General features: G+C 56.8%; 15 protein-coding genes. All 15 read left to right on the plus strand.

Annotation, left to right across the window (positions count from 1 at the left end):
* The first annotated feature begins 579 nt into the window (after positions 1–579).
* The 15 genes from Q0915_RS29965 to Q0915_RS30035 all read left to right on the plus strand — a co-directional run bounded on the left by Q0915_RS29965 (position 580) and on the right by Q0915_RS30035 (position 15,047).
* Positions 580–945: an NADH-quinone oxidoreductase subunit A gene (locus Q0915_RS29965; protein WP_299484141.1), complete on the plus strand. Its 366-nt coding sequence runs from the start codon at positions 580–582 to the stop codon at positions 943–945.
* Complete coding sequence (locus Q0915_RS29970; protein ID WP_299484012.1) at positions 936–1,514, plus strand: NADH-quinone oxidoreductase subunit B; 579 nt, start codon at positions 936–938, stop codon at positions 1,512–1,514. The genes Q0915_RS29965 and Q0915_RS29970 overlap by 10 nt, the downstream gene beginning before the upstream one ends.
* A gap of 88 nt (positions 1,515–1,602) precedes the next feature.
* Positions 1,603–2,208 carry an NADH-quinone oxidoreductase subunit C gene (locus Q0915_RS29975; RefSeq protein ID WP_299484013.1) on the plus strand — a complete coding sequence of 202 codons (606 nt, stop codon included), beginning with the start codon at positions 1,603–1,605 and terminating at the stop codon, positions 2,206–2,208.
* A 12-nt stretch (positions 2,209–2,220) separates the two neighbouring features.
* Positions 2,221–2,652, plus strand: coding sequence for a GFA family protein (locus Q0915_RS29980; protein WP_299484014.1), 432 nt, complete (start codon positions 2,221–2,223; stop codon positions 2,650–2,652).
* Complete coding sequence (locus Q0915_RS29985) at positions 2,645–3,829, plus strand: NADH-quinone oxidoreductase subunit D (RefSeq protein WP_299484015.1); 1,185 nt, start codon at positions 2,645–2,647, stop codon at positions 3,827–3,829. The genes Q0915_RS29980 and Q0915_RS29985 overlap by 8 nt, the downstream gene beginning before the upstream one ends.
* Before the next feature lie 81 nt (positions 3,830–3,910).
* The gene (locus tag Q0915_RS29990) at positions 3,911–5,170 is read left to right on the plus strand and encodes an NADH-quinone oxidoreductase subunit E (protein WP_299484016.1); all 1,260 of its coding nucleotides are present in this window, start codon (positions 3,911–3,913) and stop codon (positions 5,168–5,170) included.
* A gap of 9 nt (positions 5,171–5,179) precedes the next feature.
* The gene (nuoF, locus tag Q0915_RS29995; protein ID WP_299484017.1) at positions 5,180–6,481 is read left to right on the plus strand and encodes an NADH-quinone oxidoreductase subunit NuoF; all 1,302 of its coding nucleotides are present in this window, start codon (positions 5,180–5,182) and stop codon (positions 6,479–6,481) included.
* 26 nt (positions 6,482–6,507) lie between these two features.
* A complete protein-coding gene (gene nuoG, locus Q0915_RS30000) occupies positions 6,508–8,571 on the plus strand; it encodes an NADH-quinone oxidoreductase subunit NuoG (protein WP_299484018.1) in 2,064 nt (687 codons plus the stop codon).
* A 15-nt stretch (positions 8,572–8,586) separates the two neighbouring features.
* Positions 8,587–9,648, plus strand: coding sequence for an NADH-quinone oxidoreductase subunit NuoH (gene nuoH / locus Q0915_RS30005; RefSeq protein ID WP_299484019.1), 1,062 nt, complete (start codon positions 8,587–8,589; stop codon positions 9,646–9,648).
* The gene (locus tag Q0915_RS30010) at positions 9,645–9,881 is read left to right on the plus strand and encodes a hypothetical protein (protein ID WP_299484020.1); all 237 of its coding nucleotides are present in this window, start codon (positions 9,645–9,647) and stop codon (positions 9,879–9,881) included. Before nuoH ends, Q0915_RS30010 begins: the two co-directional genes overlap by 4 nt.
* A gap of 20 nt (positions 9,882–9,901) precedes the next feature.
* Positions 9,902–10,390, plus strand: coding sequence for an NADH-quinone oxidoreductase subunit NuoI (gene nuoI / locus Q0915_RS30015; protein WP_299484021.1), 489 nt, complete (start codon positions 9,902–9,904; stop codon positions 10,388–10,390).
* Between the two features lie 92 nt (positions 10,391–10,482).
* Positions 10,483–11,097 (plus strand): NADH-quinone oxidoreductase subunit J, encoded by a 615-nt coding sequence (locus Q0915_RS30020; protein ID WP_299484022.1) that lies wholly within the window; start codon positions 10,483–10,485, stop codon positions 11,095–11,097.
* 99 nt (positions 11,098–11,196) lie between these two features.
* The gene (gene nuoK, locus Q0915_RS30025; RefSeq protein WP_029063407.1) at positions 11,197–11,505 is read left to right on the plus strand and encodes an NADH-quinone oxidoreductase subunit NuoK; all 309 of its coding nucleotides are present in this window, start codon (positions 11,197–11,199) and stop codon (positions 11,503–11,505) included.
* 6 nt (positions 11,506–11,511) lie between these two features.
* Positions 11,512–13,521 (plus strand): NADH-quinone oxidoreductase subunit L, encoded by a 2,010-nt coding sequence (gene nuoL / locus Q0915_RS30030; protein WP_299484023.1) that lies wholly within the window; start codon positions 11,512–11,514, stop codon positions 13,519–13,521.
* Positions 13,521–15,047, plus strand: a complete 1,527-nt coding sequence (locus Q0915_RS30035; RefSeq protein WP_299484024.1) for an NADH-quinone oxidoreductase subunit M — start codon at positions 13,521–13,523, stop codon at positions 15,045–15,047. The genes nuoL and Q0915_RS30035 overlap by 1 nt, the downstream gene beginning before the upstream one ends.
* Positions 15,048–15,061 lie beyond the last annotated feature (14 nt).

Consider the following 15,061-nt stretch of genomic DNA (forward strand, 5'->3'; position numbering starts at 1 on the left):
GGTGTAGCTCAGTTGGTTAGAGTGCCGGCCTGTCACGCCGGAGGTCGCGGGTTCGAGCCCCGTCACTCGCGCCACTCACGGTTTTCTTATCTTCAATCGACTTCTGTTTTTTGGGTCTGTCTGCTGGCCGCCTCGTTGCGGTCCCGGGCTTGGACTTTGGCTGTGGTGATTTGATCCAGCGCATGCGGGCACGCGCTGTGGCGCAGCGCGGTAAGCAGTTTCCTCAAATCATTGAACTTTTACGGCCGCGTGCGATTCATTACGGATTGATGGATGAACATGGTAAGACAGAGCAGGTGCGGCAATATTGCCAGCCACTTGTGAAGAGTTTTTATCTTGGTGCAAACTGGCGGAAATGGCCGAGTCCACGGGGCCTGCTGCGAATTGGGTTTGAGTGTGGCAAGAGTTTGACCACGTGGGGGTCTTGCGTTGCACCAAGTCGTAAGATAAGCGTGCCCTCGCATGTTGGTTCAATCGGCCGACGGGCTCAGCGCAATCTTCTGGCAGGGGGCGATGAGCACGCAGCCCAGGTTCAGGATCGCCTCCCGGTCCGGTTCCAAATGCAAGGACGCGAAGAACATGGAAGAATTGCTGCGGGAATATGTCCCGATAGTCGTCTTCATCGGCATTGCGCTGGTGATTGGTCTTGCTTTGCTAATCTCGCCCTTTGTACTGGCTTACAAAAATCCAGATCCGGAGAAGCTCTCAGCTTATGAGTGCGGTTTCAACGCGTTCGATGACGCGCGCATGAAATTCGACGTCCGTTTTTACCTGGTGGCCATCCTCTTCATCATCTTCGATCTTGAAGTCGCATTCCTGTTCCCGTGGTCGGCTGTCTTCGGTGAGCTTGGCTGGTATGGGTTCTGGTCGATGATGGTTTTCCTTGGCGTCCTGACCATCGGATTTATTTACGAGTGGAAGAAGGGAGCCCTGGAATGGGATTGACCACAACAGAACCGCTCGTCGCACCGCAATCCAAAGGTATTATCGACCCCAACACGGGCAAGCCGGTTGGCGAAGACGACGCCTTTTTCCTGGAAGTGAACAACGAGTTGGCCGACAAGGGCTTTCTCGTGACGTCAACCGACAATCTCATTCAGTGGGCGCGCACCGGGTCGTTGATGTGGATGACCTTCGGACTTGCCTGTTGCGCTGTCGAGATGATGCAGATGTCGATGCCTCGCTATGATGCCGAGCGCTTCGGGTTTGCGCCCCGCGCTTCTCCGCGCCAGTCCGATGTCATGATCGTGGCTGGAACGCTGACCAACAAGATGGCGCCGGCCCTTCGTAAGGTTTACGATCAGATGCCCGAACCGCGTTATGTGATCTCTATGGGATCATGTGCGAATGGCGGCGGCTACTATCACTACTCCTATTCGGTTGTTCGCGGCTGCGATCGCGTTGTCCCGGTGGACATTTACGTGCCGGGGTGCCCTCCGACAGCCGAGGCTCTTCTTTACGGCGTTCTTCTTCTTCAGAAGAAGATCCGCCGTACAGGCACAATTGAACGATAAGAGATTTGCCGCCGAATGGCGGCAGATTTGCAAGAAAGCGCGCGCCGCGCGCTCCTGAATAGGCTCCTGTGGGGTGAGGTCGAACACGATGGACGAGACGCTTACGGAACTCGCCGAGCATATCGAGCTCGGCATGGGTGAGTCCCTGGTGTCCTGGAAGGTTGCTTATGGCGAACTGACGCTCAACGCGAATGCGACCGACATACTCGATGTGATCCGGTTTCTGCGTGACAACAGCTCGTGCAAGTTCGTGAATCTGACAGACATTTGCGGCGTCGACTATCCGGCCCGCGAAAAGCGCTTCGATTTGGTCTACCACCTGCTGTCGCCGGTTCAGAACCAACGAATTCGCGTGAAATTGGAAACCGACGAGAATACGCCAGTTGCATCGCTCACTCCGCTCTTTCCCGGGGCAGAGTGGTTCGAACGCGAAGCGTATGACATGTATGGCATCCTGTTCACCGGCCACCCTGACCTGCGCCGAATTCTGACGGACTACGGTTTTGACGGTCATCCACTTCGCAAGGACTTCCCGGTGACAGGTTTTGTCGAGGTTCGCTACGATGATGAAAAAAAGCGGGTCGTCTATGAGCCGGTTCGTCTGAACCAGGAAATGCGCACGTTCGACTTCCTGTCGCCATGGGAAGGCACGGACTACGTGTTGCCTGGCGACGAAAAAGCAACGACCAACTGAGGCGGAGCCGGGATGAGCAAGCAGCTGAAAGGTGGTTGTCTTTGCGGCGCGGTGAGATTTACCGCGATCCCGAGCAAAATGGAAATGGGTGTCTGCCATTGCTCGATGTGCCGGCGTTGGAGCGGTGGCGCGTTCATGGAAGTGGACTGCAAGAGCGTTAAAGTCGAGGATGAGGCGCAGCTCGGAACATTTGAATCGTCGGACTGGGGCATGAGGCAATTCTGCAAGAAGTGCGGAACCACGCTGTTTTGGAAGATGCAGGACGGTTCGCACGCCGGTGTCGCCGTCGGCGCATTCGATGATCCCGGAGTATTCGAGTTTATGTCCGAGATCTTCATTGACGAAAAGCCGGACAATTTCGCATTTTCCAACCCGACCAAGAAACTGACAGGTGCACAGGTGATGGAACTCTATGCATCTCAACAGGGGCCGCAACATGGCTGAAGCTCAGGTTCGAAATTTTAACATCAACTTCGGGCCACAGCATCCTGCGGCGCACGGCGTCCTGCGCCTTGTGCTGGAACTGGACGGCGAAGTCGTGACGCGTGTCGATCCGCATATCGGGCTTTTGCATCGTGGAACCGAAAAGCTGATCGAACAGAAAACCTACCTGCAGGCGATCCCATATTTCGATCGTCTGGACTACGTCGCGCCGATGAATCAGGAACACGCGTTCGCCATGGCGGTTGAGCGCCTGATCGGCATTGAAGTGCCGAAGCGCGGGCAGCTGGTACGGGTCCTTTATTCCGAAATCGGCCGCATCCTGTCTCATCTTCTGAACGTGACGACACAGGCGATGGACGTTGGTGCACTGACGCCGCCGCTCTGGGGTTTTGAGCCGCGCGAAGAGCTGATGGTGTTTTATGAGCGCGCATGTGGAGCACGCATGCATGCTGCCTATGTGCGACCCGGCGGCGTTCATCAGGATTTGCCTCGAGATCTGCTCGACGATATCTGGGACTTCTGTGATCCGTTCCTGCAGACTCTGGACGATATTGAAGGTCTCTTGACCGATAATCGTATCTTCAAGCAACGCAACGTCGACATCGGCGTTGTCGATCTGGACGATGCCTGGGCCTGGGGTTTTTCCGGTGTCATGGTGCGCGGGTCGGGTGCAGCGTGGGATCTGCGAAAGTCCCAGCCTTATGAGTGTTATCCGGAACTCGAGTTCGATATTCCGATCGGCAAGAACGGCGACTGCTATGACCGCTACCTGATCCGGATGGAGGAAATGCGCCAGTCGATCCGGATCATGAAACAGTGTCTTGAAAAGCTGACCGTTGAAACGGGACCGGTTTCGTCGGTGGACGGCAAGATCGTTCCGCCCAAACGCGGTGAGATGAAGCGCTCTATGGAAGCGCTGATCCATCACTTCAAACTCTATACGGAAGGCTATCACGTCCCGGAAGGCGAGGTGTACGCCGCTGTTGAAGCTCCGAAAGGCGAGTTCGGCGTCTATCTCGTGTCCGACGGAACCAACAAACCTTACCGGTGCAAGATCAAGGCTCCCGGCTATGCGCATTTGCAGGCCATGGATTTCTTGTGCCGGGGCCACATGCTCGCCGACGTTTCGGCCGTGCTGGGGTCTATGGATATCGTTTTCGGTGAAGTGGACCGCTGATGCGGCACAATCATCGTCAAATACTGACCTCGGCAGCCGCCATTCCGGCTCCGGTCACTGTGACAAAACGGGGATAACACCATGGCAGTTCGCAGACTTGCCGCGGAACAACCAGAGAGCTTCGAATTCACCGAGACGAATCTCGCGTGGGCAAAGAAGCTCATTGACCGTTATCCGGCGGGCCGCCAGGCCTCCGCGGTCATTCCGCTGTTGTGGCGCGCGCAGGAACAGAATGATGGCTGGGTCAGTGAACCTGCAATCCGCTGCGTTGCCGATTTGCTCGAAATGCCGAACATCCGCGTCCTCGAAGTGGCCACGTTTTACACGATGTTTCAGCTGCAGCCGGTCGGCACGAAAGCCCATATCCAGGTTTGTGGTACGACACCCTGTCAACTGCGCGGGTCTGAAGATCTGATCAAGATATGCAAGTCGCGCATTGCCACACATATGCACGAGATCTCCGAAGACGGCATGTTCTCCTGGGAAGAGGTCGAGTGTCTCGGTGCTTGCGTCAACGCACCGATGGTACAGATCTACAAGGATACTTACGAAGACCTGACGCCGGAGAGCTTTGAAAAGCTGCTCGACGACATCTCCGCGGGGAATGAGGTAACGCCGGGACCGCAAAATGGCCGGCGCTTTGCGATGGCCGAGGGCGGCTTGACGAGCCTGACCGAACTGAATGACGACACCGAGGGCGCACTTCCGCTGCCCCATGTTGTTTACGGCGCCGAGAAGGCCTCGCACGCGTTCGCTGGTGCCGCGATCAATACCGGTGGCAAAGACTACGACGGTGTGCCGACACCCGCCGAGGACGCAGTCGCAAAAGTCGTGGCAGAGCACGCGGCCAAGGCCGAGACGAAAGCTGATACTGAGCCTCAAAAACCGGCCAAAGTGCCTGCGAAGGCGAAGGCACCTGAAAAGGATAAGCCTGAAGCTGCGAAGCAAGAAGACGCGGAATCCGCCAAAGCGGCGAAGAAAGCTGCTCCTGCCAAGCCGAAAGAACCCTCGGCGCCCGCCGGCGGCGAAACGGTCGAGGAGAAAGCTCCGGAAACCTTAACGGGGCCGCGCGAAGGCAAGGCCGACGATCTTAAGAAATTGAAGGGCGTAGGACCAAAACTTGAAGCAACACTTCATGAGCTGGGGTTCTACCATTTCGATCAGGTTGCGAACTGGGGACCTGCGGAAGTTGCCTGGGTGGATAGTCGCCTCAAGTTCAAGGGCCGTATTGAGCGTGACGGCTGGATCGAACAGGCCAAGATCCTTGCTGCTGGTGAGGATACCGAATTTTCCAAGCGTGTGGATGCCGGCGAAGTGGCCTCCTCAAAGAGCGAAGACTAGGGGGAAGAGATGCTGAAAGATCAGGATCGGATCTTCACCAATATCTACGGTCTGCATGACTGGGGCCTGGACGGCGCGAAAAAGCGTGGCCAGTGGGACAATACCAAGGCACTGATCGACAAGGGCCGCGACTGGATCATTCAGGAAATGAAGGATTCAGGTCTGCGTGGCCGCGGCGGCGCTGGCTTTCCCACGGGACTGAAATGGTCGTTCATGCCCAAGGAGTCTGACGGCCGTCCGGCTTATCTGGTTGTCAACGCGGATGAGTCCGAGCCGGGAACCTGCAAGGACCGCGAGATCCTGCGCCACGATCCTCACACGCTTGTCGAAGGGTGTCTGGTTGCGGGCTTCGCAATGGGCGCCATTGCCGCCTACATTTACGTGCGCGGCGAGTTCATTCGCGAACGGGAACGGCTTCAGGCAGCAATCGATCAGGCCTACGATGCCGGTCTTATCGGCAAAAACAACAAGAACGGCTACGATTTTGACGTCTACGTTCATCATGGCGCAGGCGCTTACATTTGCGGTGAAGAAACCGCATTGCTGGAAAGCCTGGAAGGCAAAAAAGGGCAGCCGCGTCTGAAGCCGCCGTTTCCGGCCAATGTTGGTCTTTATGGTTGTCCCACCACCGTGAACAACGTGGAATCAATTGCCGTCGCGCCGACAATTTTACGGCGGGGAGCTGCATGGTTCTCTGGGTTGGGGCGTCCGAACAACACCGGGACAAAGCTTTTCTGCGTTTCCGGGCACGTCAATCAACCGGCAACTTTCGAAGAAGAGTTGGGCATTCCGTTTTCGGAGATGATCGACAGGCATTGCGGCGGTATTCGCGGCGGCTGGGAAAATCTTCTCGCTGTAATCCCGGGTGGTTCTTCCGTGCCTTGCTGTACGGCGGACGAGATCAAGGATGCGCCGATGGATTTCGACACCCTGCGCGGTATGGGATCAGGTCTGGGCACGGCCGCGGTGATCGTGATGGACAAGTCCACCGACATCATCAAGGCAATCGCGCGTCTGTCTTATTTCTATAAGCATGAAAGCTGCGGCCAGTGTACGCCGTGCCGCGAAGGTACGGGTTGGATGTGGCGCGTGATGGAACGCATGGTCAAAGGCGAATCCTCCTACGAGGAGATCGACATGCTTTTCAAGGTGACAAAGCAGGTCGAAGGCCACACGATTTGTGCGCTTGGGGATGCGGCCGCGTGGCCAATTCAGGGTTTGATCAAGAATTTCCGGCCGGTCATCGAGCAGCGAATCGATGATTATGTCGCCAAGTCGAAGACTTCTTCGACCATGGTTGCGGCTGAGTAAGCGGAACGGGAACCGAGGAGCAACGGATGACGAAGCTCATCATCGATGGCAAGGAAGTTGAGGTCCCGGCGGATTATACGCTGCTTCAGGCCTGTGAAGAAGCGGGCGCCGAAGTTCCGCGCTTCTGCTACCATGACCGGCTGTCAATTGCCGGCAATTGCCGCATGTGCCTTGTTGAGGTCAAAGGCGGTCCGCCGAAGCCGACGGCATCCTGCGCAATGGGCGTGAAGGATCTGCGCCCGGGGCCGAATGGCGAACCTCCGGTGGTTGAGACAAAGTCCGAGATGGTGAAGAAGGCGCGGGAAGGGGTGATGGAGTTTTTGCTCATCAACCACCCGCTCGACTGCCCGATCTGCGACCAGGGCGGAGAGTGCGACCTTCAGGATCAGGCGATGGCCTATGGGGTCGATGGTTCGCGTTTCCACGAAAACAAGCGTGCGGTTGAAAACAAGGAAATCGGTCCACTGATCAAGACGATCATGACCCGGTGCATTCATTGTACGCGCTGCGTTCGCTTCACGACGGAAGTATGCGGTGTCACTGATATGGGACTGGTGGGCCGCGGCGAAAACGCCGAAATCACCACATATCTGGAAGCCGCACTTTCGTCCGAAATGCAGGGAAATGTTGCTGACTTGTGCCCGGTTGGCGCGTTGACGCACAAGCCGTACGAGTTTCATGCGCGCCCATGGGAGTTGACCAAGACGGAAAGTGTCGACGTCATGGATGCGGTTGGGTCTGCCATTCGCGTTGATTCCCGTGGCAAGGAAGTGATGCGCGTGATGCCGCGCCTCAATGAAGAGGTCAACGAAGAGTGGATCTCAGACAAGTCACGCTACATCTGGGATGGACTTAAGACGCAGCGGCTTGATCGGCCTTATGCCAAGAAAAACGGCAAGTTACAGCCCGTTTCCTGGCCCGAGGCCTTTCAGATCATAGCGGACAAGGTCAAGGCAGCCTCTGCAGACAAGATCGGGGCGCTCGCCGGGCAGTTGGCCGGCGTCGAGGACATGTTTGCCTTGAAGAGCCTCATGGAGAAACTCGGCGTTTCAAACATCGACTGCCGCTTCCCCGGTTCGCCGCTTCATCCCAAGAACGGTCGCGCGAGCTATCTCTTCAATTCGACGATTGAAGGTATTGAAGACGCTGATGCCATCATGTTGATTGGCACGAACCCGCGCCAGGAAGCACCGGTCCTGAATGCCCGGATCCGCAAGCGCTGGTCACGCGGTGATATTCACATCGGCCTGATCGGGGAAAATGCCGACCTGACTTATCCGGTCACTTATCTAGGCGCCGGACCGGACAGTTTGAAGCAGTTTGTTGATCATGCGCCGGCAAACGCCGAACGTCCGATGTTCATCGTCGGACAGGGTGCGCTCAACAGACCCGACGGGGCTGCCGTTCTGGCAAACATTGCAGCTGCCGCCAAGTCGCTTGGTGTCATCAAGGACGGCTGGAACGGCTTCAACATCCTGCACACGGAAGCTTCGCAGGTAGGCGCCCTGGATATTGGTTTTGTCCCCGGAGAGGGCGGCAAAGATACCGCGGCAATGCTTGAGCCGGGTGGGCTTGATGTTCTCTTTCTGCTCGGCGTTGACGAAGTCGATGTTCCCGATGGAGCTTTCGTCGTATACCAGGGAACACACGGTGACCGGGGTGCGCACAGCGCCGATGTGATTTTGCCGGGTGCGGCCTATACGGAAAAATCAGCAATTTACGTCAATACGGAAGGCCGCGTGCAAATGGCCGATCGTGCGGCGTTTCCTCCGGGAGAAGCACGTGAAGACTGGGCAATTCTGCGGGCTCTGTCCGCAGGTCTCGGCCAGACGTTAGAGTTTGACTCGCTTTCCGAATTGCGCGCGAAGCTGTTCGAGGCACATCCGCACATGACCGGGATTGACGCGATCGAACCCGGTGACAGCACCGATGTCGAGAAGCTGGCCGACGCGTCCGCGCAAATGGATGGCACAGGGTTTGCGAATGCAATTCAGGACTTTTACTTGACCAACCCGATCGCTCGTGCGTCCAAGACGATGGCCGAGTGTTCGGCGCTCGCGCAGACGCGAGCGGCTGAAGCGGCTGAATAAGGGGTAGGGGACGGAATGGTTGAGTTCTTTACAACGACCTATCTGGGGCAATTCCTCCTGATGGCGGCGCAGAGCATCCTGCTCATGGTCGTGCTTCTGGTGATCGTCGCCTATATTCTTTACGCGGACCGGAAAATCTGGGCCGCGGTGCAAATCCGCCGGGGCCCGAATGTGGTCGGCCCGTTTGGCCTGCTGCAGAGTTTTGCGGATCTGTTGAAATTCGTTCTGAAGGAACCGGTCATTCCGGACGGTTCCAACAAGATTCTGTTTCTGCTCGCACCGCTGATTTCGGTCCTGCTCGCGCTGACGGCCTGGGCGGTTATTCCGGTCGCGGATGGCTGGGTGATCGCGAATATCAACGTTGGTGTTTTGTTCGTCTTCGCGGTGTCGTCGCTTGAAGTCTACGGCGTGATCATCGGCGGATGGGCCTCCAACTCCAAATATCCGTTCCTGTCGGCCCTTCGCTCGGCAGCGCAGATGGTTTCCTACGAGGTTTCCATCGGCTTTGTGATTGTCACAGTGCTGCTGTGCGCCGGAACATTGAACCTGACGGGTATCGTCGAAGCGCAGCAAACCGGTCTTGCGACAATGCTCGGCGTGCCGTGGCTGTCGTTCCTGAACTGGTACTGGCTGCCGCTCTTCCCGATGTTCGTGGTGTTCTTTGTGTCAGCACTTGCGGAAACGAACCGCCCGCCGTTCGACCTTGCCGAAGCGGAGTCCGAACTGGTTGCCGGCTTCATGGTTGAATACGGCTCGACCCCGTACATGATGTTCATGCTGGGTGAATACGTTGCTATCTGCCTGATGTGCGCCCTGATGACTATCTTCTTCATGGGCGGATGGCTGCCACCATTTGACTTCGCACCATTCACCTGGGTTCCTGGTATCGTCTGGTTCATTTTGAAGTGCCTGCTCGGCTTCTTCATGTTTGCGATGGTGAAGGCAATGGTGCCGCGCTACCGGTATGACCAGTTGATGCGCCTCGGCTGGAAAGTGTTCTTGCCGCTGTCGCTCGCCATGGTCGTGGTTGTTGCAGCGGTGCTGATGGCGACTGGTTGGGCGCCGGGCGCAGCGTGAGTGTATCGCTTGCCGGAGTAATCGGTGCCTGTGTCGGCCTCTATGTCGGCTGGCTCGACTACAAGATCCTGAAGGGAATGCTTCAGGCGGCAGAGATGAAAAACAAGCAGGCTGGCGGCGACGGTGGTGCCGTCGCCAGGTACAAAGCGCCGTTGGGCGTACTGATTTTTGGAGTTCCGGTAGTCGGCTTCCCGATTATCGGATATTGGGCCGCCAGCCTGTTGGCTGGTTGAGGAAAGAGAGGCAAAAAGCGATGGGACTTAGTCAAGCCGTCAAATCGCTGTTTCTGCAAGAGTTCGTATCGGCGTTCTTTCTGGCGATGCGGTACTTCTTCAAGCCGAAGCCAACGGTCAACTATCCGTTTGAAAAGGGGCCGGTCAGTCCGCGTTTCAGGGGTGAACATGCGCTGCGCCGTTACCCGAATGGCGAAGAGCGCTGCATTGCCTGCAAACTCTGTGAAGCGATTTGTCCAGCGCAGGCCATCACGATCGAAGCCGGTCCGCGGCGCAACGACGGCACACGCAGGACCACGCGATACGATATCGACATGGTCAAATGCATCTATTGCGGCTTCTGCCAGGAAGCCTGTCCGGTGGACGCAATTGTCGAAGGACCAAACTTCGAATTCGCCACAGAAACGCGTGAAGAGCTTTACTACGACAAGGAAAAACTGCTTGCCAACGGTGACCGTTGGGAACGTGAAATCGCCCGCAACATTGAAATCGATGCTCCTTATCGTTAGGAGCATATCCGACACCTCCACATCAGCCCGGCAATCCGGCCGGGCCCCGCATTTCCGGCCCGCACGGGCCACTCGACAGGCAGGTCTATGATATGATCCTGGAAGCCCTTTTTTTCTATCTGTTTGCCGGCGTAACGCTGGCATCGGGACTGATGGTGATTGCCGCGCGCAATCCGGTGACTTCGGTTCTGTTCCTGATCCTGGCCTTCGTGAATTCCGCTGGTTTGTTTGTGCTTTTGGGTGCTGAGTATCTGGCGATGCTGCTTGTGGTGGTCTATGTCGGCGCGGTCGCTGTTCTCTTCCTGTTTGTGGTCATGATGCTGGACGTCGACTTTGTCGAATTGCGGCAAGGTTTCCTCCAATACCTGCCGATAGGCGGCCTGGTCGGCCTCATTTTGATGGTCGAACTGCTCTTGGGTCTGGGAGCGTGGATCATTGCACCCGAGGCTCTCAAACACGGCGCGGAGCCAACACCGGATCTGGCCGACAAGAGCAATATCGAGGCACTCGGCTCGGTGCTTTACACGAAATACATCTATTTTTTCCAGGTCGCTGGCCTGGTGCTGCTGGTGGCGATGATCGGAGCGATCGTGCTCACGCTCCGCCACAAGCCGAACGTCAAACGTCAAAGCATTCCGGATCAGGTCGCGCGCACCCGCGAGACCGCTATCGAGGTCCGCAAGGTGGAGACGGGCAAAGGCATCTGACGCGGCGGGAACGCGTCACTTTAGGAAAGTCCGGAATCAAGCACGCTCCTCCGTGCGGCTTCCGGTTGGGGTAATTGAGGGGAGCACGGCGAGGCGCCCATGGAAATCGGTCTGTCACATTATCTGTCGGTCGCGGCGATCCTGTTCACAATCGGGATCTTCGGGATCTTTTTGAACAGGAAGAACGTGATTGTCATCTTGATGTCCATCGAGCTGTTGCTGCTATCGGTGAACATCAATTTCGTCGCCTTTTCGTCGTTCCTCGGAGACTTGATGGGACAGATTTTCACGATGCTGGTGCTAACCGTGGCTGCCGCTGAAGCGGCGATCGGGCTTGCGATCCTGGTGGTGTTCCACCGGAACCGCGGCTCCATCGCTGTTGAAGACGTCAATGTGATGAAAGGCTAGGAGCTGATGTATTCCGCAATTCTGTTCCTGCCGCTTATCGGCTTCCTGATCGCCGGCCTTTTTGGCCGGACCATCGGGGACAAAGCCTGTGAGTATGTCACAAGCGGTCTTGTCATCCTCGCGGCGCTGCTGTCTTGGGTCAGCTTCTTCGGCTATTGGCTCGGCGGCTCCGAACTGCAGATCATCGAGTTGTTCCGGTGGGTGGATGCGGGCGATCTGAAAGTGTCCTGGTCCATCCGTGTCGACACGTTGACAGCTGTCATGCTGGTGGTGGTGAACACGGTGTCCGCGCTGGTGCATGTCTATTCAATCGGCTACATGCACCATGATCCGCATCGCCCGCGTTTCTTTGCCTATCTTTCGCTGTTCACCTTTGCGATGCTGTCGCTGGTGACGGCCGACAACCTGCTGCAGATGTTCTTCGGCTGGGAAGGCGTTGGCTTGGCGTCCTACCTTCTGATCGGCTTCTGGTACAAGAAACCGTCCGCAAACGCTGCGGCCATCAAGGCATTTGTCGTCAACCGCATCGGGGACTTCGGGTTCGCGCTCGGGATATTCGGTGTTTTCTATCTCTTCCAGAGCATTGAATTCACCACGATCTTCAACGACGCGCCGTCCTTCATAGAGGGCGAAGAGCCGGTTATGTCGTTCCTTGGCTACCAGCTCGACCCGCATGGTGCGATGACCATTGTCTGCTTGCTGCTTTTCATGGGCGCGATGGGGAAATCCGCGCAGTTCCTGCTCCACACCTGGTTGCCGGACGCGATGGAAGGCCCGACACCGGTGTCGGCTCTCATTCACGCTGCAACGATGGTGACTGCAGGTGTCTTCATGGTGGCGCGCCTGTCACCTCTGATGGAGCTTTCGCACACCGCACTTGCCGTCATTGTTTTCTTTGGTGCAACGACGGCCTTCTTTGCCGCGACAGTCGGTCTTGTCCAGAACGACATCAAGCGCGTGATCGCCTATTCGACCTGTTCGCAGCTCGGATATATGTTCGTCGCCCTTGGGGTCGGCGCCTACTCGATCGGTATCTTCCACCTGTTCACGCACGCTTTTTTCAAGGCGCTTCTTTTCCTGTGTGCCGGTTCCGTGATCCACGCGGTGTCCGACGAACAGGACATGCGCAAGATGGGCGGGCTTAGGAAACACATTCCGATCACCTACTGGACAATGATGATCGGCACGCTGGCGCTGACAGGCGTCGGCATTCCGTTCACGCATATCGGCTTTGCCGGGTTTGTTTCGAAAGACGGGATCATCGAGGCCGCCTTTGCGGGTGGCGGCGGTGAGCACGCAAATCCGATGGCGCTCTACGGCTTCTGGCTGACCGTGATCGCGGCTGCGCTGACGTCCTTCTATTCCTGGCGTCTGACTTTCATGACCTTCCACGGCAAGCCGCGCGCACCTGTCGATGTCATGAAACATGTCCATGAGTCACCGCTTGTGATGACCGTGCCTCTGATCCTCCTCTCGATCGGAGCAGTGTTGGCAGGAATGGTCTTCTACAATTCGTTCTTCTATTCCGAAGAAGCGTACATGGCCTTCTGGGACGGGGCATTGCCCGCCTTTGGCGATCTCCATGTGCTTCATGCCATGCACGATGTTCCGGCATGGGTCAGGGTATCACCCTTTGTCATGATGGTGGTTGGGTTCCTGGTTGCCTACCAGTTCTACATCCGTTCCCCTGAAATGCCGAAGAAGCTCGCCGAGCGTCATCAGGGTCTCTACAAGTTCCTCTTGAACAAGTGGTATTTCGACGAGATCTACGACTTCCTTTTTGTCCGCCCGGCGCTGTGGGTTGGCAGGATGCTCTGGAAGAAGGGGGACGGCGCCGTCATTGACAGGTTTGGCCCCGATGGGATTTCTGCCCGGGTTCAGAACGTGACGTCCTGGGTCGTCAGGCTCCAGACCGGATATCTTTACCACTACGCATTTGCGATGCTGATCGGTGTAGCTGCGCTGATCACCTGGTCGATGTTCACCGGTGCCGGCACCGGCGGGGGTGCACACTAATGATTGACTGGCCAATTCTGTCACTCACGACATTTCTGCCGTTGCTCGGTGTCCTGTTCATTCTCCTGGTTCCGGGAGATGACGACGGCAGCAAGCGCAATATACGGATGGTCGCGCTTGTGACCACCGGGGTGACGTTCCTTCTGTCCTTGTTCATCTGGGGCAATTTCGACTATTCAAATCCGGGCTTCCAGTTTGTCGAGAGCCGGGACTGGCTCGGTGGCGACATCAGCTACAAGATGGGTGTTGACGGGATTTCAATCCTGTTTGTTATCCTGACCACATTCCTGATGCCGTTCTGTATTCTCGCGTCTTGGGAAAGCATTCAGAACCGCGTGAAGGAATACATGATCGCGTTCCTGGTGCTGGAAACGCTTATGATCGGCGTGTTCTGCGCGCTCGATCTGTTCGTGTTCTACATCTTCTTCGAAGCCGGACTGATCCCGATGTTCCTGATCATCGGTGTCTGGGGCGGTAAGCGCCGTGTGTATGCGTCTTACAAGTTCTTCCTCTACACGCTGCTCGGTTCGGTCCTGATGCTGATCGCGATCATGACGATGTACTGGGATGCTGGGACGACCGATATCGAGAAGCTGCTGGCGCATTCGTTCCCGTCGGGCATGCAGACCTGGTTATGGCTGGCGTTCTTTGCATCGTTCGCAGTGAAAATGCCGATGTGGCCGGTGCATACCTGGCTGCCGGATGCGCACGTGGAAGCGCCGACGGCGGGTTCCGTGATCCTGGCAGGTATTCTCCTGAAGCTCGGTGGCTACGGCTTCCTGCGTTTCTCCCTGCCCATGTTCCCGATTGCGTCGGACATGTTCGCGCCGTTCATCTTCACGCTTTCGGTTGTTGCGATCATCTACACCTCGCTGGTGGCGCTCGCCCAGGAGGATATCAAGAAGCTGATCGCCTATTCGTCGGTTGCCCATATGGGCTACGTGACGATGGGTATCTTCACGATGACCGAACAGGGTGTTCAGGGCGGCATCTTCCAGATGCTGTCGCACGGTATCGTGTCGGGGGCGCTCTTCCTGTGTGTCGGCGTCATCTATGACAGGATGCACACGCGCGAGATATCTGCCTATGGCGGGCTTGTCAGCAGAATGCCGAAATACGCGGTTGCCTTCCTGATCTTCACAATGGCCAATGTCGGCCTACCGGGAACGTCTGGTTTCGTTGGCGAAATCCTGACGCTCATGGGAGCGTTTCAGGTCAACACCTGGGTCGCGTTCTTTGCCACCTCTGGCGTAATCCTGTCGGCAGCCTATGCGCTTTATCTTTACCGCCGTGTCGTGTTTGGCGCCTTGGAAAAGGAAAGCCTGAAATCGATGCTGGATCTCAATCTTCGGGAAAAAGTCATATTGTTCCCCATGATCGTCCTGACGATCTTCTTCGGATTCTATCCGATGGCGATCCTGGACGTGACCCAGGGGTCGGTGGACAATCTCATCAATCAATACACTGCAGCGCTTGAGGCCGCCGGGGTAACCCAGCATGCGGCAGCAGCTGCAGCGTCGCACTAAGGGTTCGGGGGCGA

Source organism: uncultured Roseibium sp. (assembly GCF_947494555.1).
In the GTDB taxonomy this organism is placed as follows: Bacteria; Pseudomonadota; Alphaproteobacteria; order Rhizobiales; family Stappiaceae; genus Roseibium.

Excerpts from the sequence above, each read along its gene's own strand:
- Q0915_RS29965 (WP_299484141.1), top strand. The coding sequence starts at position 580 with ATGGAAGAATTGCTGCGGGAATATGTCCCGATAGTCGTCTTCATCGGC.
- Q0915_RS29970 (WP_299484012.1), top strand. The coding sequence starts at position 936 with ATGGGATTGACCACAACAGAACCGCTCGTCGCACCGCAATCCAAAGGT.
- Q0915_RS29975 (WP_299484013.1), top strand. The coding sequence starts at position 1,603 with ATGGACGAGACGCTTACGGAACTCGCCGAGCATATCGAGCTCGGCATG.
- Q0915_RS29980 (WP_299484014.1), top strand. The coding sequence starts at position 2,221 with ATGAGCAAGCAGCTGAAAGGTGGTTGTCTTTGCGGCGCGGTGAGATTT.
- Q0915_RS29985 (WP_299484015.1), top strand. The coding sequence starts at position 2,645 with ATGGCTGAAGCTCAGGTTCGAAATTTTAACATCAACTTCGGGCCACAG.
- Q0915_RS29990 (WP_299484016.1), top strand. The coding sequence starts at position 3,911 with ATGGCAGTTCGCAGACTTGCCGCGGAACAACCAGAGAGCTTCGAATTC.
- nuoF (WP_299484017.1), top strand. The coding sequence starts at position 5,180 with ATGCTGAAAGATCAGGATCGGATCTTCACCAATATCTACGGTCTGCAT.
- nuoG (WP_299484018.1), top strand. The coding sequence starts at position 6,508 with ATGACGAAGCTCATCATCGATGGCAAGGAAGTTGAGGTCCCGGCGGAT.
- nuoH (WP_299484019.1), top strand. The coding sequence starts at position 8,587 with ATGGTTGAGTTCTTTACAACGACCTATCTGGGGCAATTCCTCCTGATG.
- nuoI (WP_299484021.1), top strand. The coding sequence starts at position 9,902 with ATGGGACTTAGTCAAGCCGTCAAATCGCTGTTTCTGCAAGAGTTCGTA.
- Q0915_RS30020 (WP_299484022.1), top strand. The coding sequence starts at position 10,483 with ATGATCCTGGAAGCCCTTTTTTTCTATCTGTTTGCCGGCGTAACGCTG.
- nuoK (WP_029063407.1), top strand. The coding sequence starts at position 11,197 with ATGGAAATCGGTCTGTCACATTATCTGTCGGTCGCGGCGATCCTGTTC.
- nuoL (WP_299484023.1), top strand. The coding sequence starts at position 11,512 with ATGTATTCCGCAATTCTGTTCCTGCCGCTTATCGGCTTCCTGATCGCC.
- Q0915_RS30035 (WP_299484024.1), top strand. The coding sequence starts at position 13,521 with ATGATTGACTGGCCAATTCTGTCACTCACGACATTTCTGCCGTTGCTC.